General features: G+C 71.2%; 16 protein-coding genes. 11 read left to right on the forward strand and 5 right to left on the reverse strand.

Translation table 11 applies throughout. From position 1 onward, the window contains the following. Positions 1 to 4: 4 nt before the first annotated feature. On the reverse strand, positions 5 to 1768 hold the full coding sequence (locus ON759_RS00985; protein WP_271678490.1) for a M14 family metallopeptidase: 1764 nt from the start codon (positions 1766 to 1768) through the stop codon (positions 5 to 7). Between the two features lie 128 nt (positions 1769 to 1896). Between ON759_RS00985 and ON759_RS00990 the strand changes: the two genes are divergently transcribed. From ON759_RS00990 to ON759_RS01025, 8 genes are all read left to right on the forward strand, one after another. Further along, positions 1897 to 2532, forward strand: a complete 636-nt coding sequence (locus ON759_RS00990; protein WP_271678491.1) for a glutathione S-transferase family protein — start codon at positions 1897 to 1899, stop codon at positions 2530 to 2532. 46 nt (positions 2533 to 2578) lie between these two features. Next, positions 2579 to 4192: a POT-type proton-dependent oligopeptide transporter gene (locus ON759_RS00995; RefSeq protein WP_271678492.1), complete on the forward strand. Its 1614-nt coding sequence runs from the start codon at positions 2579 to 2581 to the stop codon at positions 4190 to 4192. A gap of 3 nt (positions 4193 to 4195) precedes the next feature. Further along, positions 4196 to 4804, forward strand: coding sequence for a rhomboid family intramembrane serine protease (locus tag ON759_RS01000; protein ID WP_271678493.1), 609 nt, complete (start codon positions 4196 to 4198; stop codon positions 4802 to 4804). 26 nt (positions 4805 to 4830) lie between these two features. Next, positions 4831 to 5103 carry a GNAT family N-acetyltransferase gene (locus ON759_RS01005; RefSeq protein ID WP_271678494.1) on the forward strand — a complete coding sequence of 91 codons (273 nt, stop codon included), beginning with the start codon at positions 4831 to 4833 and terminating at the stop codon, positions 5101 to 5103. 28 nt (positions 5104 to 5131) lie between these two features. Further along, complete coding sequence (locus ON759_RS01010; RefSeq protein ID WP_271678495.1) at positions 5132 to 5845, forward strand: pseudouridine synthase; 714 nt, start codon at positions 5132 to 5134, stop codon at positions 5843 to 5845. A 231-nt stretch (positions 5846 to 6076) separates the two neighbouring features. Beyond that, a complete protein-coding gene (locus ON759_RS01015) occupies positions 6077 to 6286 on the forward strand; it encodes a cold-shock protein (RefSeq protein WP_139717747.1) in 210 nt (69 codons plus the stop codon). Between the two features lie 129 nt (positions 6287 to 6415). Further along, positions 6416 to 7222: a DUF3298 and DUF4163 domain-containing protein gene (locus ON759_RS01020; RefSeq protein WP_271678496.1), complete on the forward strand. Its 807-nt coding sequence runs from the start codon at positions 6416 to 6418 to the stop codon at positions 7220 to 7222. Positions 7223 to 7352: 130 nt separating this feature from the next. Next, a complete protein-coding gene (locus ON759_RS01025) occupies positions 7353 to 11711 on the forward strand; it encodes an Lhr family helicase (RefSeq protein ID WP_271679001.1) in 4359 nt (1452 codons plus the stop codon). On the opposite strand, the gene pdeM is transcribed toward ON759_RS01025, so the two are convergent. From pdeM to ON759_RS01045, 4 genes are read right to left on the reverse strand one after another with little or no spacing between them, the layout of a single operon-like run. Beyond that, positions 11686 to 12339, reverse strand: a complete 654-nt coding sequence (gene pdeM, locus ON759_RS01030) for a ligase-associated DNA damage response endonuclease PdeM (protein WP_271678497.1) — start codon at positions 12337 to 12339, stop codon at positions 11686 to 11688. The genes ON759_RS01025 and pdeM overlap by 26 nt on opposite strands. Next, entirely contained in the window at positions 12332 to 14800 is a 2469-nt protein-coding gene (locus tag ON759_RS01035) for a ligase-associated DNA damage response DEXH box helicase (RefSeq protein WP_271678498.1), read from the reverse strand. Before ON759_RS01035 ends, pdeM begins: the two co-directional genes overlap by 8 nt. Continuing rightward, on the reverse strand, positions 14797 to 16398 hold the full coding sequence (locus ON759_RS01040) for an ATP-dependent DNA ligase (RefSeq protein ID WP_271678499.1): 1602 nt from the start codon (positions 16396 to 16398) through the stop codon (positions 14797 to 14799). Before ON759_RS01040 ends, ON759_RS01035 begins: the two co-directional genes overlap by 4 nt. Next, positions 16398 to 17399, reverse strand: coding sequence for a ligase-associated DNA damage response exonuclease (locus ON759_RS01045; RefSeq protein WP_271678500.1), 1002 nt, complete (start codon positions 17397 to 17399; stop codon positions 16398 to 16400). The genes ON759_RS01040 and ON759_RS01045 overlap by 1 nt, the downstream gene beginning before the upstream one ends. A 143-nt stretch (positions 17400 to 17542) precedes the next feature. Here ON759_RS01045 and ON759_RS01050 point away from each other — a divergent pair, with 143 nt between their 5' ends. From ON759_RS01050 to ON759_RS01060, 3 genes are all read left to right on the forward strand, one after another. Then, positions 17543 to 18805, forward strand: coding sequence for a putative DNA modification/repair radical SAM protein (locus ON759_RS01050; RefSeq protein ID WP_271678501.1), 1263 nt, complete (start codon positions 17543 to 17545; stop codon positions 18803 to 18805). A gap of 10 nt (positions 18806 to 18815) precedes the next feature. Then, a complete protein-coding gene (locus ON759_RS01055; RefSeq protein WP_271678502.1) occupies positions 18816 to 20258 on the forward strand; it encodes a UdgX family uracil-DNA binding protein in 1443 nt (480 codons plus the stop codon). An 86-nt stretch (positions 20259 to 20344) separates the two neighbouring features. Beyond that, positions 20345 to 21385, forward strand: coding sequence for an amidohydrolase family protein (locus ON759_RS01060; RefSeq protein ID WP_271678503.1), 1041 nt, complete (start codon positions 20345 to 20347; stop codon positions 21383 to 21385). Positions 21386 to 21388: the final 3 nt, after the last annotated feature.

Genomic DNA, 21388 nt, shown 5'->3' on the forward strand with positions numbered 1-21388 from the left:
TCGTTCAGTAGACGCGGTCCGTGCGCATGACCGGATAACGATTCGTGCCGGGGTCCCAGGCCGGATGCTGCCGGTAGAAGAAGTCGAGGCGGGCGCCGGGACTGCCGGCGAATGCCGGGTCGCCTTTCAGCCTGCGCTCGAACTCGGCCTTCAACGCGGGGTCGCCGGCGAGCATCTTCCGCGCTTCTTCCTCCGCGACGTAGCCTTCCATGTATTCCTTCTGCTCGAACGCATTGTTGAAGTCGCCCCATGCGGCCATCGAATCCGGCGCCTGCGGCTCCAGGATGTTCGCCAGCAGCCGCGCCTTGGGTTGCGCGATCGGCACGTACAGGCCGCCCGCGGCGATCCGCGCGGGCTGCGGCGTCCATGCGCCGGTGAGGCTCGTGCGCTGGTGGCCTTCGACCGAGCCCGGCGAGAACTGCACGCGATCCGCGACGAAGGCCTGCGCCTGGTCGTCGCGCAACGGCGAGGTCAGCACGCGGAACTGGAGGCCGTGGGCAAGCAGGTGCCTGGCCACCGCCACCGCATGCGCCTGCGGGACGAGGTAGCCGCCGCGCGGCAGGGTGATCGTGGTGCCCGGCACGAGCTCGTCCCGCAGCGGGAGCTTCCACACCTCCGGCTTCGACTCGTCGTAGCGCGTCATCAACGCCCCCGACACCTCCGAAGGCGTGCGCGTGTAGGCATAGCCGAGGAAGTCGATGGTGCGGACCTTGTCGGTGGCCTTGTAGTCGAGCGGCAGCGACGTGCCGCCGAGCGTCGCCGCGCGTGCGTCGGCATCGCGCGCGAGCTGCTGCCAGCGTGGGCCGTTCTCCGCGACGAGTTCCAATGCGTCCAGCACGGTGTCGTAGGTGGCGCGCACGCGCTCCGGGTAGGTGCGCCAGGAGTGGGTCTCGACCAGGATGCCGATGCGGTTGCGCAGCGGGAAATAGCCGTTGGAGAAGCGTGGCGTGCTGACCCCGTGCACGAAGCCCGACGCCGGGTTGTCGTCCTCGACGAAGCTCGGGTAGAACCCGACCGGCTTCGAGCCCTGCGCCACGAGTCTGGCGATGATGCCGTCCTTCAGCGCGTGGCCGGCTTCGCGCAGGCCTTCATCGCCGGAATTGGTGGGTTCGCCGGTGATCGAGATGTCGTGCTGGAACTTGGCGCCGTCGGTGACGTGCAGGTCGAGCATCGCCAGCGGGTCCCAGGCGTTCACCAGTCCCAGCATCGCCTGCATCTCGGGGCTGTCGGCCTTCACGTAGTCGCGGTTGAGGTTGTAGCGTTGCGCGGTGACGCGGAAGCCCATTTCCGCCGGCCCACGCTGGTTCGGCCGGTTCCAGGCGCGGAAGTTCTCGTGGCCATCGACGTTGAACACCGGCACGAACAGGAGCACCTGGCGGTCGAGCAGGCCGGCGCCGGCCTTGCCCTGCAACAGGTCGCGGACCAGCTTGAAGCCCGCGTCCTTGCCGTCGATTTCGCCGGCGTGGATGCCGCCCTGCACGAGGACGACCGGCAGGCCGCGCGCCTGCGCCGTCCTCGGCTCCAGCGCCCCGCTGGTGGAGACCGCCATCGCCTTCATCGGCCGGCCTTCGGGCGTGGTGCCGAAGTCGAAGCAGCGTACCGACGCCGGGTACGCGCGCTGGAACGCCTCGCAGAGCGCGACCACTTCGTCGTAGCGACCGGTCTCGCGGTAGCCGCTGCGTTCGGCGACGGTCAGCAACGTCGGCGAGGCCGCGATGGCGGGCAGGCCGCAGGCAAGCAGCGCGACGGCGAGCAGGGCAGGGCGCATGGTCGGGTTCCCGATGGCAGGGCAGGCGATGGTAGCCCAGCGTCCCGGGGCGGCCGCGTGCCCGAGGTCATGCCGACGCAGCCGGGCGTGCATGCGAAACTCGCGCCTTGCCCATCGTGGATCCTTCGATGACCACCACCCTGTACTACGCCCCCGGCGCCGCCAGCTTCCTCGTGCACTGGTTGCTCATCGAGCTCGACCTGCCGCACGAACTGCGGCTGGTGGATACCGCGGCGAAGGCACAGAAGACCCCGGAATACCTCGCGCTGAACCCGAATGGCGTGGTCCCGACCCTGGTCCTGGACGGCAAGCCCCAATACGAGGCGGCGGCGCTGGCGATGCTGTTGGCGGAACGGCATCCGGATGCCGGCCTGTCCCCGGCCGCCGGCGATCCGCGGCGCGCCGATTACCTGCAGTGGATGTTCAACCTCGCGAACATGGTGCAGCCGCTGTTCCGCCAGTGGTGGTACCCCGGCGAACCGGCGGGCGAAACGCAGGCCGACGCGGTGCGCGCGCATTGCGCGCCGCGCATCGATGCGCAGTGGCAGCGGATCGACGCGCACCTCGCCGCCGGCGGCCCCTTCCTGCTCGGCGACGCGCCCACGGTCGCCGATTTCTACTTGGTGATGCTGATGCGCTGGTCGCGCAACATGCCGCGCCCCGCCACCGAATGGCCGCAGCTGGCCGCGCTCGCGGCACGGCTGAAGGTGCGGCCGTCCTTCACGACGCTGTATGCGCGCGAGGGCCTGACCGAGTGGGCCTGACCGCCGCATCCGGTAGGCTGCCCGCAACCCGACCCGAGACCCACGCATGAACCAGCCGATCGCGGCCGACCCCAGCGCGCGCCTGCCGCGCCAGATCCCCTACATCATCGGCAACGAGGCCTGCGAGCGCTTCAGCTTCTACGGGATGCGCAACATCCTGGTGCAGTTCCTGGTCAGCAGCGTGATCCTGGCCTACGTGCCGGAAGCGGAGCGGCAGTCGGTCGCCAAGGACGTGTTCCACAGCTTCGTGATCGGCGTGTACTTCTTCCCGCTGCTCGGCGGCTGGCTGTCGGACCGCTACTTCGGCAAGTACAACACCGTCCTCTGGTTCTCGCTCATCTACTGCGCCGGCCACGCTTGCCTGGCGCTGTTCGAGGGCCACCGCACCGGCTTCTACACCGGCCTGTTCCTGATCGCGCTGGGCAGCGGCGGGATCAAGCCGCTGGTGGTCAGCTTCTGCGGGGACCAGTTCACCACCGCGAACAAGCACCTCGCGAAGATCGTGTTCGACGCGTTCTACTGGACGATCAACTTCGGCAGCTTCTTCGCCTCGCTGCTGATGCCGTTGTTCCTTCGCAACTTCGGCCCGGCGGTGGCATTCGGGATCCCCGGCATCCTGATGTTCATCGCGACGCTGATCTTCTGGCTGGGTCGCAAGCAGTACGTCCGCGTGCCGCCGACCCGCGGCGAAGACCCGCATTCGTTCTTCAACGTGGCACGTACCGCATTGACCTCGCGGGTCGCCGGGCAGGGCAGGCCGGGCTTGCTGGTGGCCGCTTCCGGCGCCGCGCTCGCGGTCTTCATGCTGGCCTGCTGGGCGACCGGGCCCGCGTTCTGGCCGGAGGGCTTCCACTTCGTGATCACCGCCTGCCTCGCATTGGGCGCGCTGATCGCGTTCGGCGGCATCGGCGTGTCCATGCAGCTGGAGCGCGCGCGCGGTGCCCACCCGGATGCGGCGGTGGATGGCGTTCGCGCGGTGCTGCGGATCCTGATCGTGTTCGCGCTGACTACCCCGTTCTGGTCGCTGTTCGACCAGAAGGCGAGCACCTGGGTGATCCAGGGCAAGGCCATGGCGGTGCCGCACGACAGCTGGTGGTGGCCGAGCTGGCTGGTCAAGGAGGCAGGGCAGATGCAGGCCTTGAACCCGCTGCTGATCATGCTGCTGATCCCGTTCAACAACCTGCTGCTGTACCCGGCCTTGCGGCGGATGGGCTACGACCCCACCCCGCTGCGCCGCATGGGCTGGGGCATCGCCTTCGCCGGCATCGCGTGGGTACTCGCTGGCTTGATCCAGTTGGAGATCGACGGCGGCGCGCAGGCGTCCCTGGCGCTGCAGACCTGGCCCTACCTGCTGCTCACCTTCGGCGAAGTTCTGGTGTCGGCGACCGCGCTGGAATTCGCCTACAGCCAGGCCACCGCCTCGATGAAGGGCGTGATCATGGCGTTCTGGTACCTCACCAGCACGTTCGGCAGCCTGTGGGTGCTGCTCACCAATGTCGCGGTGCGCAACGAGGCGGTCACCGCGCGCATCGCCGCCACCGGCTACAGCGAGAACGCCTTCCTGATGTTCTTCTTCGCCGTGTTCGCGTTCGTTGCCGCATTGGCGTTCGCCGCGTATGCACGCACCTATCCGATGCAAGACAATTACCGGGCGGCCTGAGCCATGCGCATCTCCATCACCCTGGCCATCGTCGCCATCACCGTGCTGGTGTCGTGGCGCGCGTTCGGCGACCGCCGCCTGCTGGAGCGCCTGATCCTGTGGCCGCCGGCGGTGGAGCGGGGCAGGCAGTACGACCGCCTGCTCACCTACGGCTTCGTCCACGCCGACTGGATGCACCTGCTGTTCAACATGCTGGCGCTGTGGTCCTTCGGCACCGCGGTGGAGCAGGTGTTCACGCAATGGCTGGGGCCGCTGGGCTACGTGCTGTTCTACCTGTCGGCGATCGTGGTCTCGATCCTGCCGACCTACATGACGCATCGCCACGACCCGCATTACCGCAGTCTGGGCGCCTCCGGCGGGGTGGCGGCGGTGCTGTTCGCCTTCATCCTGTTCGACCCCTGGTCGAAGTTGATCATCTTCCCGATCCCGGTGCCGATCCCCGCGTTCCTGTTCGCGCTCCTGTACGTGGGCTACAGCGTGTGGATGGACCGCCGCGGCCGCGACAACGTGAACCACAGCGCGCACCTGTGGGGCGCCGCCTATGGCGTCCTGTTTACGGTGCTGCTGGAACCCAAGGTTCTCGCCCATTTCACGCAGAGCCTGCTGGGATAGCCGCTCCATCCCACCGGAGGCAGCGCATGGAAGAGGTCAGGCACGACGCGGCGCACCAGCGCTTCAGCGTGACGGTGGACGGGCACATGGCGGTGCTGGACTACGTGCGCGGGGACAGCGCGATCGCGATCACCCATACCATCGTGCCGCCGCCGATCGCAGGCCGCGGCATCGCCGGCGACCTAGTGCGGGCGGCGATGCTGCATGCCCGCAACGAGGGCTTGCGGGTGGATCCGCAGTGTTCCTATGCCGATGCGTGGATGCGCCGGCACCCCGAATTCGACGCCCTGCGCGCCTGAAGCCCGCGGGGCGTAGAATGCGCCCCCCATGCGCCTGAACCGCTACATCGCCGACACCGGCGCCTGCTCCCGCCGCGAGGCCGACCGCCTGATCGCCGAAGGCCGGGTGACGGTGAACGGCGTGCGCGCACGCATCGGCGCCGAACTGGCCGATGGCGACGAGGTGCGGTTGGACGGCAATTCACTGGCCGCGCGCACCGCGGCCAAGGGCAAGCGCCGGCATGTCTACATCGCGCTGAACAAGCCGGTCGGGATCACCTCCACCACCGAAGCCGATGTGAAGGGCAACATCGTCGACTTCGTCGGCCACGAGCAACGGATCTTCCCGATCGGCCGGCTCGACAAGGACTCCGAGGGCCTGATCCTGCTCACCAGCAACGGCGACATCGTCAACCGCATCCTGCGCGCCGAGAACAAGCTGGAGAAGGAATACCTAGTTGCGGTGAACCACCCGGTGACCCCGGAGTTCCTGCGCGGGATGAGCCGCGGCGTGCCGGTGCACGGGCAGACGACCCTGCCGTGCAAGACCGGCAAGCTGGGCAGCCAGGGCTTCCGGATCGTGCTGACCCAGGGCCTGAACCGGCAGATCCGCCTGATGGCGGCGCACTTCGGCTACCGGGTGAAGCAGCTGCTGCGGGTGCGGATCGGCAACGTGAAGCTGGGCCGCCTGAAGCCGGGGCAGTGGCGCAACCTGACCGACGCCGAGCTGCGCGGCCTGCTGCCGGAACAGGCCGACTGGTGAACCACCCGGCCCGGGGCGCGGGCGGGTGGAAAATTTCTTGCCCGCCATTCACACATGTGCACGAAAACAGGGTATGGTGCGCCCACTGTTTCAAGCGGGATCACGGTACATCGTGACCCGATGCGGTAGATCCATCGCGATCCGCTACATCGTGTGCGTTACCCCTTGCTCGACAGTCGCGCCCCAAGCGGGGCGTGTGTCCATCCCAACTGTTCACCAGGAGTAGCAAACATGTCGGATCGTCAGACTGGTACCGTCAAGTGGTTCAACGACGCCAAGGGCTTCGGCTTCATCACCCCGGAAAGCGGCCCGGACGTCTTCGTCCACTTCCGCTCGATCCAGGGCACCGGCTTCAAGTCCCTGCAGGAAGGCCAGAAGGTCTCCTTCAAGGTCGTGCAGGGCCAGAAGGGCCTGCAGGCCGACGAAGTGCAGGCGATGTAATTCGCCTGGCGCCTCGCGCCAAGGAAAGCCCGGCTCCGGCCGGGCTTTTTGTTTGCGCGGACGCAAGCCCTTCACCCGCGCCTTGGCTATCCTGTGCACCGTTCCCCCACGCTTCGAACCGCTCCCGCCATGCCCCGCGCCAGACTCGCCGCCGCCGTCCTCCTCGCCGTGCTGGCGTCCGCCTGCGACCGTGGCCGCGCGCCGCCCGCGCAGGATGCCGCCACGTCGACCCCGCCCGCCGCGGCCCCGGTCGTACTGGCGGACGTGGTCGAAACCACGCCGAACTACATCGTCGGCATCAGCTATCCGAAGTCGGCGGCGAAGTACCCCGAGCTGGCGCGCGCGCTGCAGGCCTACGCCGATGCCGCCCGCGGCGAGTTGATGCAGGCGGTGCAGGGCCTGGGCGGGCAGAAACCCACGGCGCCCTACGACCTCAGCCTGCAGTTCACCGGCCTGGTCGACACGCCCGGCATCGTGGTGGTCGCCGCCGACGGCAGCAGCTACACCGGCGGTGCGCACGGCAATCCGCTGGTCGAGCGCTTCACCTGGCTGCCGGACCGCAACGAGCGGCTCACCGCCGAGAAGCTGGTGGTGGCGCCGGACGGCTGGCAGGTGGTCGCCGATGCCGCCCGCGAGCAGTTGATGACCGGGCTCGCCCAGCGCCTCGACGCCGATGCGGTGGAAGGCCCGGACCGCGCCGCGATGCTGGAGAACGGCAGCAGGATGATCGCCGACGGCACCGCGCCCAAGGCCGCGAACTTCGCCCGCTTCGAGCCGGTGGTGGATGCCGACGGCCGCATCCGCGCGCTGCGCTTCGTGTTCCCGCCGTACCAGGTCGGGCCGTATTCCGATGGCACGCGCACGGCGGACGTCCCCGCGGCGGTGCTGTTGCCGGTGCTTGCCCCGGAGTACCGCCGGCTGTTCCGCGGCGGCTGAGGCCGCCCGCGTCTCAGGATCAGAGACGGCGGGCGCGCAGCCTGCGGGCGTGAATGCCCAACTGCGCATCGACTTCCTGACGCCCGTTCAGGCCGGCCCGGCCAGCGCGGCCGATAATCCGGCCATGGCCGTGCATCCCGCGCTCGAGGCGTTCCATCCGGCGGTCGCCGGTTGGTTCGCGCGCCGCTTCCCGGCCCCCACCGAGGCCCAGCAAGCCGCATGGCCGGCGATCGTCGGCGGCCGCGACGTGCTGGTCGCCGCGCCCACCGGTTCGGGCAAGACGCTCACCGCCTTCCTCGCCGGCATCGATGCGCTGGTGCGCGAAGGACTGGCGAGCGGGCTGCCGGACGCCACCCTGGTGCTGTACGTGTCGCCGTTGAAGGCGCTGTCGAACGACATCCACGTCAACCTCGAGCTGCCCTTGCAGGGCATCCGCGAGGAGCTGGCCGCGCTGCAGCTGCCGGACGTCGAGATCCGCACCGCGGTGCGCACCGGCGACACCCCGCAGAACGAGCGCGCGTTGCAGCGGCGACGGCCGCCGCACCTGCTCGCGACCACCCCGGAATCGCTGTACGTGCTGCTCGGGTCGGCCTCCGGACGGGCGATGCTGGCGGGCGTGCGCACGGTGATCGTGGACGAAATCCACGCGCTGGTGCCGAACAAGCGCGGCAGCCACCTGATGCTGTCGCTGGAGCGCCTGCAGGCCTTGTGCGCGCACCGCATCAACCGCATCGGCCTGTCCGCGACGCAGGAACCGATCGTCGCCGCCGCGCGCTACCTGGTCGGCAGCGGGCGCGTGGATGCCGCCGGCACGCCGGATTGCGCGATCGTCGACATCGGCCATGGCAAGCGCCGCGACCTCGCGCTGGAGCTGCCGCCGACGCCGCTGGCGGCGGTCGCCAGCAACGAGCAGTGGGAGCAGGTCTACGACCGCCTGCAGGCGCTGGCGGCGACCCATCGCACCACCCTGGTGTTCGTCAACACGCGACGGATGGCCGAGCGCGCCGCACGCCACCTGTCGGAACGGCTGGGCAAGGAACACGTGGCCGCGCACCACGGTTCGCTGTCGCGCGAGCTGCGGCTGGACGCGGAGCAACGCCTCAAGCGCGGCGAGCTGACCGTCCTGGTGGCGACCGCATCGCTGGAACTGGGCATCGACATCGGCGACGTCGACCTGGTCTGCCAGCTCGGCAGCCCGCGCAGCATCGCCGCCTTCCTGCAGCGGGTGGGTCGCGCCGGCCACCACGTCGGCGGGGTGCCGAAGGGACGCCTGTTCCCGTCCACCCGCGACGACCTGCTCGAATGCGCCGCGATGCTGGATGCGATCCGCCGCGGCGAGCTCGACCAGCTGCGGATGCCGGAGGCGCCGCTGGACGTGCTGGCGCAGAGCCTCGTCGCCGAGGTCGCCAACCGCGACTGCGACGAGGACGAGCTGTTCGCGCTGGTGCGCCGGGCCTGGCCCTACCGCGCCCTGCCGCGCACCGACTTCGATGCGGTGCTGGGCATGCTGGCCGAGGGCTACGCGAGCCGCTTCGGGACGCGCGGCGCGTGGGTGCACCGGGATGCGGTGAACCGCCAGCTGCGCGGGCGCAAGGGCGCGCGCCAGGTGGCGACCCAATGCGGCGGCACGATCCCCGACGTCGGCGACTACACCGTGTTGCTGGAGCCGCAGGCGGTGTCGATCGGCACCGTCAACGAAGATTTCGCGATCGAGAGCCTGGCGGGCGACATCTTCCAGCTCGGCAATGCCAGCTACCGCATCCGCAAGATCGAGCCCGGCAGGTTGCGGGTCGAGGATGCGCAGGGCGCGCCGCCGTCGATCCCGTTCTGGCTGGGCGAAGCGCCCGGGCGCAGCGACGCGCTGTCGTATGCGGTCTCGCGCCTGCGCGAGGAACTGCAGCAGCGGCTGGCGCAGGGCGTGGAGATTGCCGGAGCCTGGCTGCGTGACGACGTGGGCCTGGGCGACGCCGCGTCCGGGCAGTTGCTCGCGTACTGCGCGGAGCAGGTGGCCGGGTTCGGGCTGCTGCCGACGCAGCGGCAACTGGCGATGGAGCGCTTCTTCGACGAGGCCGGCTCCACCCACCTGGTGATCCACGCGCCGTTCGGCAGCCGCATCAACAAGGCCTGGGGCCTGGCCTTGCGCAAGCGTTTCTGCCGCAGCTTCAACTTCGAGCTGCAGGCGGCGGCCACCGAAAACGCCATCGTGCTGTCGCTGTCCACCAGCCACAGCTTCCCGCTGGTCGACGTCGCCGGCTTCCTGCATTCGAACACCGCCCGCGACATCCTGGTGCAGGCGTTGCTGGATGCGCCGCTGTTCCCGACCCGGTTCCGCTGGAATGCCGTGACGGCGCTGGCGTTGCCGCGCTTCTCGTCGGGCAGGAAGGTGGCGCCGCAATTGCAGCGGATGAAGTCGGAGGACCTGCTGGCCACGGTGTTCCCGGACCAGGTGGCCTGCCTGGAGAACATCGTCGGCGACCGCGAAGTCCCGGACCACCCGCTGGTGCGGCAGACCCTCGACGACTGCCTGCAGGAGGCGATGGATGCCGAGGGCTGGCTGGCGGTGCTGCGCGGCATCGAGTCCGGCGCGATCGACATCGTCGCCCGCGACCTCACCGCGCCGAGCGTGTTCGCCGCGGAGGCGCTGAACGCCGCGCCCTACGCCTTCCTCGACGACGCGCCGCTGGAGGAGCGTCGCACCCAGGCGGTGCAGGGCCGCGGCCTCGGCGGTGCCGCGGCGCGCGACCTCGGCGCGCTGGATGCCGAGGCGATCGCCGGCGTGCGTGAGGACGCGTGGCCGGTGCCGCGCAACCCGGACGAGATGCACGAGGCGCTGATGCAGCTCGGCGTGGCGACGCAGGCGGAAGCCGCGCGCGATGGCTGGCTGGCGTGGCTACAGGCGCTGGCCGCCGCCGGTCGCGCGACCCGCGTGCAGGTGGGCGAAGGCCTGTGGGTGGCGACCGAGCGGCTGCATCAGGTCGAGGCGGTGCATGCCGGCGCGGCCCGCCATCCCGAGGTGCGGGTGCCGGCGGCGTTCGCGGTTGCGTGGTCGCGCGAGGAGGCGCTGCGCGAACTGGTGCGCGGCCGCCTGGGCGCAAGCGGCCCGCTGCGAGCGGCCACGCTGGCGGCCTTGCTCGGCGTGGGCGAGGGGGATGTCGCGTTGGCCGCCGCCGCGCTGGAAGTCGAGGGCACCGCGATGCGCGGGTCGTTCGATCCGGCGCTGGCTGGCGAGCAGTGGTGCGAACGCCACCTGCTCGCGCGCATCCATCGCAATACCCTGGGCCGGCTGCGCCGCGAGATCGAACCGGTCTCGCCGGCGGATGCGATGCGCTTCCTGTGCGACTGGCAGCATGCGAGCGCGCGTTCGCGCCTCCGCGGTCCGGATGCGCTGGCCAGCGTGCTGGCGCAGCTGGAAGGCTGGGAAGCGCCGGCGGCGAGCTGGGAAGCCGAACTCCTGCCGACGCGCCTCGCCGATTACGCGATCGACTGGCTGGATGCGCAATGCAGCGCCGGGCGCATCGCCTGGACGCGCCTGCGCGCGCCCGCGGCGGACACCCGCAAGGGCGGGCGCGGGCCGGTGCGCGCGACCCCGCTGGTGCTGCTGCCGCGGCGCGAACTGGCGCGCTGGACGCGGCTCGCCGGCGGCGGGCGCGACGACGCGCCGCTGTCCTCGCGCGCGCTGAAGGTGCGCGATGCCATCCAAGCGCATGGCGCGCAATTCTTCGATGAGCTGGAAGCGCGCTGCCGCCTGTTGCAGCCGGAACTGGAGGACGCGCTGGCCGAACTGGTCGCGCGCGGCCAGGTCACCAGCGACAGCTTCGGCGGGTTGCGCGCGCTGCTGCTGCCGCAGGCCAAGCGCCCGCCCGCCGGGAGCCGGCGCCTGCGCCGCGGCCAGTTCTCGGGCATCCGCGATGCCGGGCGCTGGGCGCTGGCGCGGCCGGCGTCGCCCGCAGGCATGCAGGACGGCACCGACGATGCGGCGCTCGAGCACGTGGCGCGCGTCCTGCTGCGGCGCCATGGCCTGGTGTGCTGGCGCCTGCTCGAGCGCGAAGCCGACTGGTTGCCGCCCTGGCGCGACCTCGTGCGCGTGTACCGGCGCATGGAGGCCTCGGGCGAACTGCGCGGCGGCCGCTTCGTGGCGGGCCTCGCCGGCGAGCAGTACGCATTGCCGGAAGCGGTCGCGGCCCTGCGTGCCATCCGCAAGCGCCCAGTGGATGGCGAATGGATCGTGGTTGCCGCCAGCGATCCGCTGAACCTGGTCGGGACCCTGCTGCCCGGCGAGAAGCTGCCGCGGCAGTCCGGCGCGCGCCTGCTGCTGCGCGATGGCGTGGCAGTGGCGCGCAGGCTGGGCCAGCAGGTGGAACTGCTGGTGCCGCTGGCGCAGCAGGAGGCTGACGAGGCGCGGCAGCGGCTGTTGCGCGATCCCAGGCGGCTGCCGCAGGGCTGGGCGCCGGTGCCGGCGGACCTCAACCCGGCGACGTCGCTCGCCTGACCTCGACCAGCGCCTCGCCATTGCAGGCCACCGCCGCCTCGCCGGCGGCGAGCCGGATCGGCGTCCCGCCGGTGAACGCGGAGAACGCGGGCAGCACGGTGCAGTCGCGCCGCAGCCAGAACGCCGGTGCACGCGCGAGCCCGGGCAGCTTCAGGACGGGGTGGAGGTGTCCGCACAGCACATGCCGGTGCGGATCGCGGGCCGGCGCATGGCGCAGCAGGAAGGGCCCCTCCTCGACGGCATCGCCCAGCAACGCCAGGTCGAGGCCGGCGCCGGCCAGCGCGCGGTCGTGGTTGCCGCCGACCACCGCGATCTGCAGCGCCGGGGTGGCCTCGCGGAAGCCATGCCAGGCGCGACGCCAGGCGCGCAGGTCGGATCGTCCGTGGAGGACGTCGCCGAGGATCCACGCCGAGGTCGCACCGGTGGATCGGGCCAGTGTCGCCAGCCGCCCAAGGTCGAGCGCGGTGCCGCCGCTGGGCAACGCGATCCCCGCGGCGCGGAAGGTGTCGGCCTTGCCCAGGTGCAGGTCGGCGACCAGCAAGCGCCGACGCGCGGGCCAGTACAGCGCGCGATCCGCCAGCAGCCGCATCGGTTCGCCGGCCAGCGCGAGCGCGAGTCCGTCATCCATGCCGGCGCTCCAGCGCGTCCGCGGCGCGGCGCATGCGCGTGCTCCAGTCCTCCGTGCTCAGGCTGCCGCGCATCGCTTCCGCCCACAGCGGGAAGGCGAGCGGCGTCAGCGCGGCCGGCGCCTGCATCGCCAAGCGACGGTCGCCGAGGTCGCGCAGGGTCGTGCGCAGCGCCTGGACGTCCAGTTGCGCGTCCAGCACTTCGCGCCGGGCCTGGGCCAGCAGCAGGTGGCCCGGATCGAATCGGGCCAGCACGTCGAACAGCAGGCCGCTGGAGGCCTGCAGCTGGCGCATCGAGCGTGGCGCGCGACCGGGCAGCGAGGGCGGCAGCAGGCCGGCGACGCGGGCGATGTCGCGGAATTGCCTGCGCGCCAGTTCGGCCATGTTCAACGCCGCCTGCAGGTCGTCGAGCAGGTCGGCTTCGTCCAGCAACCGGCGGAGCTGGAGCGCGTCCAGCGCATGTGGGGCCTGCGCGGTGAGCGCGAGGCCGTAATCGTTCACCGCGAAGCCGAAGGTGTTCGGCTGCAGGCGTCCCCAGCGCAGGGCGAGCAGGGCGGCCAGCCCTTCATGCACGGCGCGGCCCGCGAACGGGTAGAGGAACAGGTGCCAGCCTTCGCGGGTGGCGAGTTGCTCGACCAGCAGCGTGCCCGGCGCGGGCAGGGCGGACATCCGGGACTGGGTGTCCAGCAGCGGGGCCACCGCACGCAACTCGGGGGTGTCGCGCGGTCCGGACAGCGCGGCCTCGACCGCCGCGCCCAGCATGCTCGACAGGGGCATCCGGCTGCCCTGCCAACGCGGGACGATGCCGTCCGGCCGCTTGGCGAGGCGCACGTAGGCGGTCATGTCCTTCAGCTGGACCAGCTCCAGGGTCTTGCCGGCGAACTGGAAGCGGTCGCGCGGCCGCAGCCTGCCGATGAAGCTTTCCTCCACCGCGCCGAGCCGCCCGCCCTTGGCGAATTGCACCGAGACATGGCCATCGCTGGCGATGGTGCCGATCGACAACCGGTGGCGGAACGCGACCTTGGGGTCGATCACGCGGTACAGGCCGTCATCGCCGATCACCACGCGGTGGTAGTCGGGGTAATGCGCCAGCGCGGCGCCGCCCTGCACGATGAAGTCGAGCACCGCCTGCCAGTCGGCCGGGTCCAGGCCGGCGAAGGCATGCGTGCCGCGGACCTCGGCGAACAGCGCATCGCGATCGAAGCCGCCGCCCAGCGCGAGGGTGACGCAATGCTGGGCGAGCACGTCCAGCGACAGGCGCGGCGGCGTCCTCGCCTCCACGCGGCCCGCCTGCAAGGCCTTGCGCGCGGCGGCGTACTCGACCAGTTCCAGGGCATGGGTGGGGACGCAGAGGACGTGGCCGGCTTCGCCCGGGCGGTGGCGCGCGCGCCCGGCGCGCTGCAGCAGGCGCGACAGGCCCTTCGGGCTGCCCAGCTGGATGACCTGGTCGACAGCCGGGAAATCCACGCCCAGGTCGAGGCTGGAGGTCGCCACCACGCAACGCACGCTGCCGTCGCGCAGGCCCTGCTCGGCGGCCTGGCGCAGCGCGGGATCGATCGAACCGTGGTGCAGCGCCAGCGTGGCGGGATCGTCCAGCCAAACCGACTGCAGGGCCTTGTGCCACAGCTCCGCCTGCGAGCGCGTGTTGGCGAACAGCAGGGTGCTGCGCACGCCGGCAAGCCGGGCGACCACCCGCTGCAACTGGGACAGGCCCAGGTGGCCGGCCCAGGGAAAGCGTTCGCCGGCGTCGGGCAACAGGGTGTCGAGGGTCAGCGAACGTGGCCGGGCGGCATCCAGGATCGGCGCATCGGGTGCATGCGGCAGCAGCACGTCGCGCGCCTCGGCGAGGTTGCCCAGCGTCGCCGACAGGCCCCAGGTGCGCACCCGCGGCGACAACGCGCGCAGGCGGGCCAGGCACAGTTGCAGCAGCACCCCGCGCTTGCTGTCGAGCAATTCATGCCACTCGTCGACGACGATCGCGCGCAGGCCGTGGAGTTGCGGCGCGGTCTCGGGATAGGACAGGAGCAGGGCCAGCGACTCCGGCGTGGTGACCAGCACCTCGGCTTGCCCGTTGCGCGCCAGGCGTTTGTCGCGCGCCGAGGCATCGCCGGTGCGCATCGCCACCGTCCACGGCAGCCCCAGTGCGGCCAGCGGTTCGCGCAGGGCGCGCGCGGTGTCGCTGGCCAGCGCACGCAGGGGCGTGATCCACAGGACACGGGTGCGCGGTGCCGCCGGCTGGCCGCGCTTCGCCTTGGGCTGCGGGGGTTCGCGCAGGGCCTGCAGCAAGGGACCGCCGAACGCGGCCAGGGTCTTGCCGCTGCCGGTCGGCGTGACCAGCAGGCCGTCGCGGCCGGCGAGGTAATGCGACCAGGCCTTGCGCTGGAACGGGGCGGGCGTCCAGCCCTGGCGTGCGAACCACTCGGCGAGGGGCGCATCGATGCGGGCGCGCGGCGTGCCGGTCATCGCGCCAGCGCCTTCAAGGCGTCGAGGCGGTCCGCCTCCTGCATGGGCTTGTCGTGGCGCCAGCGCAGGATGCGCGGGAAGCGCACCGCGACGCCCGACTTGTGGCGGGACGAACGGTTGACGGCTTCGAAACCGAGCTCGAACACCTGCTGGTGGGTGACCGCCCGTACCGGCCCGAAACGCTCGGTGGTGTGCGCCCGGATCCAGGCGTCGAGCTTGAGGATCTCGCGGTCGTCCAGCCCGGAATAGGCCTTGGCGACCGGCACCAGCGCGTCGCCATCCCACAGGCCGAAGGTGTAGTCGGTATAGAGCGTGCTGCGCCGCCCGTGGCCGGCCTGCGCATACAGCAGCACCGCGTCGATGGTCAGCGGATCGATCTTCCACTTCCACCAGTCGCCGCGCTTGCGCCCGTGTTGGTACGGCGCGGCCCGGCGCTTGAGCATCAGTCCTTCGACGCCGCGTGCGCGGCTGCCCGCGCGCAACCCGGCGGCATCCGCCCAGGTGGCGGCCTCCACCCGCGGCGACACCGCGATGCGCGGATCGCCATGGCGATCGAGCAGGTCTTCCAGCAGGGCGCGGCGCGCCTCCAGCGGATGCGCGCGCAGGTCGTCGCCATCGAGCTCGAGGAGGTCGTAGGCGAGCACGCGCACCGGCGTGTCGGCGAGGGTCTTCGCGCCGGGCTTGCGGCGCTGGATGCGGGTCTGCAGCGCGGTGAACGGCAGCGGGGCATCGCCATCGCGCCAGCCCAGCAGCTCGCCATCGAGCACGGCATCCCGCGGCAGCGTGGCGAGCGCGGCTTCGATCTCGGGGAATCGGCCGTCGAGGCGTTCCTCGCCGCGCGACCACATCGCGATGTCGCCGGCACGGCGGATCAGCTGCAGGCGGATGCCGTCCCACTTCCATTCGAGCAGCCAGTCCGCGATCGGGCCCAGCCCGTCCGGTTCGCCTTCGAGCGGCGACGCGAGGAAGAACGGGTAGGGCGACGCCGCATCGCCCGGCTGCGCCTCGCGCGAGGTGAGCCGCTGCAGGAACGCCGCGCTCGGGCTCCACTCGCCCAGCATGCGTTGCGCGATCAGCGCGATGTCGACACACGAGGCTTCGGCCAGCGCCTGCTGCACCAGCCCGCGCGACACACCGACCCGCAATGCGCCGGTCAACAGCTTGTTGAACAGGAAGCGCTCGGCGAACGGCAGGCTGCGCCATGCCGCGACGACCACCTCGCGGCGCGATGCCGCGTCGGCATTCGCGACCGGCAGCAGGCGCTGCTCGATCCAGGCATGCAGGGGCAGGTCGGGCGCCGGCGTGGCGGGATCGTCCAGCAGCAGGGCGAGGGTCTCGGCGAGGTCGCCCACCGCGTCGTAGCTGTCGTCGACCAGCCACGACGGGGTCGCGCTCTCCTCCGCGATCCAGGCACGCAGTTCGCCGCTGGACGCGATCCGCGCGCGGCTTCCGCCGATCTTGCCGCCGGACAGCAGCCAGAGCGCCCACGCAGCGTCCGCGGGCGGCGCGTCGCGGAAATACGCGACCAGCGCGGCGCGCTTGTCGCCGGTGCCGGTGCTGCGATCCAGGCGGGTGAACAGGTCGGCGAAGCGGCGCATCAGTCGTCGCCGCCGTAGTCGGTGCGGAACACGCCCGTGGCGATGCCGGCGTCGTTCAGGGCGCGGACCAACGCGTCGGTGGCGCCGTGGGTGGCGATGACGCGGCGCGCGCCGGTCTCGCGGACGGTGCGCAGCAGCGCCGGCCAATCGGCATGGTCGGAGACCACGAAGCCACGGTCGTAGTTGCGTCGGCGGCGGTTGCCGCGGATTCGCATCCAGCCCGAGGCGAAGCCCTGCTGCGCCTTGCGGAAGCGGCGGATCCACGGGCTGCCGGCGGCGGAGGGCGGGGCCAGCACCAGTTCGCCGGCGAAATCGCCGCCACGCGCCTCGTCGGCCACGCGACGCGTCCCGAGCATGGGGATGCCGGCATCGCGGTAGATCGCGGTGCCGGTGTCGATCGCGCCGTGCAGGAAGGCCGGGCGGTCGGTATGCGCGGCGAGCTCGGCGAGCAGGCGCTGCGCCTTGCCCAGCGCGTAGCAGTACAGGATCGCGGTTTCGCCGCGCGCGGCGCATTCCTCGCGCCAGGCCACGATGTCGCGCGCCACCTCCGCGGTGTCCGGCCAGCGGTAGATCGGCAGGCCGAAGGTGGCCTCGGTGATGAACACGTCGCAGGGCACGACCTCGAACGGCGCGCAGGTCGGGTCGTGCTGGCGCTTGTAGTCGCCGGACGCCACCCAGACCACGCCATCGACCTCGATCCGCACCTGCGCGCTGCCCAGCACGTGGCCCGCGGGATGCAGCGACACCCGCGCATCGCCGAGCGCGAAGGCGTCGCCGTAGGCGTGCGGGTGGTAGGCCTGCGCCCCCAGCCGCCATTGCAGGATCGGCAGCCCGGGCGCGGCCGCGTGGTAGTCGCCCATACCGCTGCGCGCATGGTCGCCGTGGCCGTGGGTGATGACCGCCCGCGGCACCGGACGCCATGGGTCGATATGGAAGTCGCCGGCGGGGCAATACAGGCCTTCCGGGCGCAGGACGATCAGGTCGGTCATCGGCGGATGCATGTACGCGCGTGGCAAGGGGATGGATGCCGCGCCACGGGTTCGCAAGGCGGACAGGATGAACGATTCAGCGTGACGGCCGTGGCAGCACAGGTTCGCGGCCCCTGGTCTCACCCGTTGCGATGCGCGGGCCGGACAATGCGGGGGTGGACATCCGCACCAAGCTGGCCATCCTGGCCGACGCCGCCAAGTACGACGCTTCCTGCGCGTCCAGCGGCGCCAACAAGCGCAATTCCAGCAAGTCCGGCGGCATCGGCAGCACCGAGGGCATGGGCATCTGCCACAGCTACACGCCCGATGGCCGCTGCGTGTCGTTGCTGAAGATCCTGCTCACCAACTTCTGCGTGTTCGACTGCGCGTACTGCGTCAACCGCGTCTCGAGCAACGTGCCGCGCGCGCGCTTCGCGACCGAGGAGGTGGTGCGGCTCACCCTCGATTTCTACAAGCGCAACTACATCGAGGGCCTGTTCCTGTCCAGCGGGATCATCCGCAACGGCGACTACACGATGGAGCAGCTGGTGGAGGTCGCGCGCAGCCTGCGCGAAGACCACGCCTTCGCCGGCTACATCCACCTTAAGACCATCCCGGACGCCTCACCCGAACTGCTGGCGGCCGCTGGGCGATACGCCGACCGGCTGTCGATCAATGTGGAACTGCCGACCGAGGGCGGACTGAAGCGGTTCGCCCCGGAGAAGTCGCAGGCCGGCATCCGCAGCGCGATGGGCCAGCTGCGCTGGCGCATCGAGGAGGCGAAGGAGGCGCGCAAGCCGTCGAGTGCCGGCATCGCCACGCCCATTCGCAAGGCGCGCCCGCCGCGCTTCGCGCCCGCCGGCCAGAGCACGCAAATGATCGTCGGCGCGGACGGGGCCAACGACCGCGACATCCTGCTCGCGTCGGATCGCCTGTACGGCGACTACCGCATGCGCCGGGTCTATTACTCCGCCTTCAGTCCGATCCCGGACGCGTCCAAGGCATTGCCGCCGGTCGCGCCGCCGCTGCAGCGCGAGCATCGGCTGTACCAGGCCGACTGGCTGTTGCGCTTCTACGCATTCCAGGTGGAGGAGATCGCGCCCGACGCGGCCAGCGGCATGCTGGACCTCGACATCGACCCCAAGCTGGCCTGGGCGCTGCGGCATCCGCAGGCATTCCCGGTGGACCTCAATACCGCGCCCAAGGAAGCCTTGTTGCGGGTGCCGGGGCTGGGCGTGCGCAACGTCAAGCGCGTGCTGATGGCCCGTCGGCATGCACGCCTGCGGCTGGCCGACCTGGCCCGCCTGCGTGCGCCGATGGCGAAGCTGCTGCCCTTCATCGCGACCCTCGACCACCACCCGCGGCAGCGCCTCGACGATCCGGGCGCATTGCGCGCGCAACTCGCGCCGAAGCCGCGCCAGGCCGACCTGTTCGGATGATTGGGTGGCGATGAGGTGGTCTGCGGCGGTGGCGCCGGGCTGGTCGTTCGACGCCTTCCGCGACGTCGCGCGCGCGGCGCTGCGCGCCGATATCGCGCCGGAGCACCTGGACTGGCAGGCAGGCGGGCAGGGCGGGTTGCTGGCGGCGCCGGACGTCCAGGCCGCGCCCGCCGTGCGCGAAGCGCCGCGGGTGCCCGCCGCGTTCGTGGGGTTGGCCGGGTGCGTGCTGTGCCACCGCGATCCGGCGCGACATGCGCTGCTCTACCGCCTGCTGTGGCGATTGGCGAACGGCGAGCGCCACCTGCTCTCGGTGCCGACCGACGCCGACGTGCGCCAGGCCATGCAATGGGCGCAGGACGTGCGCCGCGACAGCCACAAGATGAAGGCCTTCGTGCGCTTCCGCGAGGTGCCCGGCGAGCGCGACCGCTTCATCGCCTGGTTCGAACCGGCGCATCACATCCTCGAGCGGGTCGCGCCGTTCTTCGCGCGGCGGTTCGCCGGCATGCGCTGGGCGATCCTCACGCCCGAGGCGAGCGCGCTGTGGGATGGCGAGGTGCTGCGCTTCGGCCCCGGCGGCGCGCCCGGCGACGCACCCGCGGAGGACGCCGGCGAAGACCTGTGGCGCACTTACTACGCGCACATCTTCAACCCGGCGCGGCTCAATCCCCGGATGATGCGGCAGGAGATGCCCAGTCGTTACTGGAGGCACCTCCCCGAGGCGCAGTTGCTGCCGACGCTCATCCAGGGGGCCGGTGCCCGCGTGCGCGCCATGGCCGAACGCGCGCCTGTCGCGCCGCGGCGTCGCATCCCCGTGCCAGCGGTGCAGCCACCGGCGACCGACACCTCGCGCAACCCGTCGTTGGCCGCCTTACGCAGGGCCGCGCAGGGATGCCGGGCGTGCCCGCTGTGGGAACCGGCGACGCAGGCCGTGTTCGGCGAGGGGCCGGTGGATGCGCGCGTGCTGGTGCTCGGCGAGCAGCCCGGCGACATGGAAGACCTGTCCGGGCGTCCCTTCGTCGGACCGGCGGGCAAGCTGCTCGATCGCGCGCTGGCCGAACTGGGCATCGACCGCGCGCAGCTGTACCTGACGAATGCGGTGAAGCATTTCCGCTTCGAGCGGCGCGGCAAGCTGCGCCTGCACCGCAACCCGGAGCCTTCGCATGTGCAGGCCTGCCGCAGCTGGCTGGCCGCCGAGATCGAGCGGGTGCGGCCGCAGGCGATCGTCTGCCTCGGCGCCACCGCCGCGCTTGCCGTGTTCGGCGCGGGCTTCCGCCTGATGGAGCGCCGCGGCGCCTGGGAGCGCCTGCACGACGGCACCTGGGCGCTGGCGACGGTGCATCCGGCCTGGATCCTGCGGCAGCCGCCGCACCTGCACGAGGAAGCCTATCGCCATTGGCTCGACGACCTCCGCGGGCTGGACGAAGTCCTGCAGAGGCAGTCCCGCGACGCCTGATCCCGCGTCGCGCCAGCGGTCGGCCGAGCTGGCACCCCCGGCCTGCTTTCTGCGTACGCTATGGCAACGCCACCAAGGTTGGTCCCATGCTCCTGCGCCTGTTGCTGCTCTGCCTGCTCGCCGCGAGTCCCCTCGCCACCGCCCAAGCGCCCGTCGCCAAGCGCCAACCCATCCTCGACATGCACCTGCATGTGCTCGCCCCGGATGCCCAGGGGCCGCCACCGTTGGCCATGTGCACGCCGATCGCCGAGTTCCCGGCGTGGGATCCCGGCCAGGGGGCGTATGCCGACGTGTTCATGGGCCTCTTCAAGCGCCCCGCCTGCAAGGACCCGGTGTGGTCGCCGGAAACGGTCGACGAGATGCGCCGGCGCACGCTGGCAGAACTCGAGAAACACGACGTCATCGGCGTCCTCAGCGGCGACAGCGACCAAGACATCGCCACGTGGCGCAAGGCGGCGCCGGACCGGATCCTGCCCGGACTGGGCGATGGCATCGACATCCTGCACGTGGATGCCGCCGCGGTGGCGCGTGCCAAGGCGATGAAGGACCGCGGCGACCTCGTCGTGCTCGCGGAAATCGCGCCCCAGTACCAGGGCATCGCGCCGACGGATCCCCGGCTTGAACCCTTCTGGCAGATGGCCGAGGACCTGGACTTGCCGGTCGGCATCCACATCGGCACCGGTCCTCCGGGCACGCCCTACCTCGCGCCGCCGCTGAAGGACTACCGGGCGCGCCTGCACAGCGCGCTGGTGATCGAGGAGGTGCTGGCCAGGCACCCGAAGCTGCGGGTCTACCTGATGCATGCCGGCTACCCGATGATCGACGACCTGCTGGCGGTGCTGTACACGCACCCGCAGGTGTACGTGGACGTCGGCGTGATCGTGTACACGCAGCCGCGGCCGGCGTTCTACCGCTACCTGCAGGCGATCGTCGACGCCGGCTTCGGCAAGCGGGTGATGTTCGGTTCCGACAACATGGTGTGGCCGGAGACCATCGGTCGCTCGATCGAGGTGATCCGGCAGGCGCCGTTCCTGAGCGAACAGCAGAAGCGCGACATCCTCTACGACAACGCCGCGCGCTTCCTGCGCCTCGACCAGGCGACCATCGAGCGGCACCACGGCTTGTGACCG

This window comes from Thermomonas mangrovi (assembly GCF_028201335.1).
GTDB classification, from domain to species: Bacteria; Pseudomonadota; Gammaproteobacteria; order Xanthomonadales; family Xanthomonadaceae; genus Thermomonas; species Thermomonas mangrovi.

What these genes read in the sequence shown, in the direction of transcription:
- ON759_RS01045 (WP_271678500.1), bottom strand. Translation starts at nt 17,399, where the DNA reads ATGCATCCGCCGATGACCGACCTGATCGTCCTGCGCCCGGAAGGCCTG.
- ON759_RS00990 (WP_271678491.1), top strand. Translation starts at nt 1,897, where the DNA reads ATGACCACCACCCTGTACTACGCCCCCGGCGCCGCCAGCTTCCTCGTG.
- ON759_RS01005 (WP_271678494.1), top strand. Translation starts at nt 4,831, where the DNA reads ATGGAAGAGGTCAGGCACGACGCGGCGCACCAGCGCTTCAGCGTGACG.
- ON759_RS01055 (WP_271678502.1), top strand. Translation starts at nt 18,816, where the DNA reads ATGAGGTGGTCTGCGGCGGTGGCGCCGGGCTGGTCGTTCGACGCCTTC.
- ON759_RS00985 (WP_271678490.1), bottom strand. Translation starts at nt 1,768, where the DNA reads ATGCGCCCTGCCCTGCTCGCCGTCGCGCTGCTTGCCTGCGGCCTGCCC.
- pdeM (WP_271678497.1), bottom strand. Translation starts at nt 12,339, where the DNA reads ATGGATGACGGACTCGCGCTCGCGCTGGCCGGCGAACCGATGCGGCTG.
- ON759_RS01035 (WP_271678498.1), bottom strand. Translation starts at nt 14,800, where the DNA reads ATGACCGGCACGCCGCGCGCCCGCATCGATGCGCCCCTCGCCGAGTGG.
- ON759_RS01010 (WP_271678495.1), top strand. Translation starts at nt 5,132, where the DNA reads ATGCGCCTGAACCGCTACATCGCCGACACCGGCGCCTGCTCCCGCCGC.
- ON759_RS01015 (WP_139717747.1), top strand. Translation starts at nt 6,077, where the DNA reads ATGTCGGATCGTCAGACTGGTACCGTCAAGTGGTTCAACGACGCCAAG.
- ON759_RS01020 (WP_271678496.1), top strand. Translation starts at nt 6,416, where the DNA reads ATGCCCCGCGCCAGACTCGCCGCCGCCGTCCTCCTCGCCGTGCTGGCG.
- ON759_RS01000 (WP_271678493.1), top strand. Translation starts at nt 4,196, where the DNA reads ATGCGCATCTCCATCACCCTGGCCATCGTCGCCATCACCGTGCTGGTG.
- ON759_RS01040 (WP_271678499.1), bottom strand. Translation starts at nt 16,398, where the DNA reads ATGCGCCGCTTCGCCGACCTGTTCACCCGCCTGGATCGCAGCACCGGC.
- ON759_RS00995 (WP_271678492.1), top strand. Translation starts at nt 2,579, where the DNA reads ATGAACCAGCCGATCGCGGCCGACCCCAGCGCGCGCCTGCCGCGCCAG.
- ON759_RS01060 (WP_271678503.1), top strand. Translation starts at nt 20,345, where the DNA reads ATGCTCCTGCGCCTGTTGCTGCTCTGCCTGCTCGCCGCGAGTCCCCTC.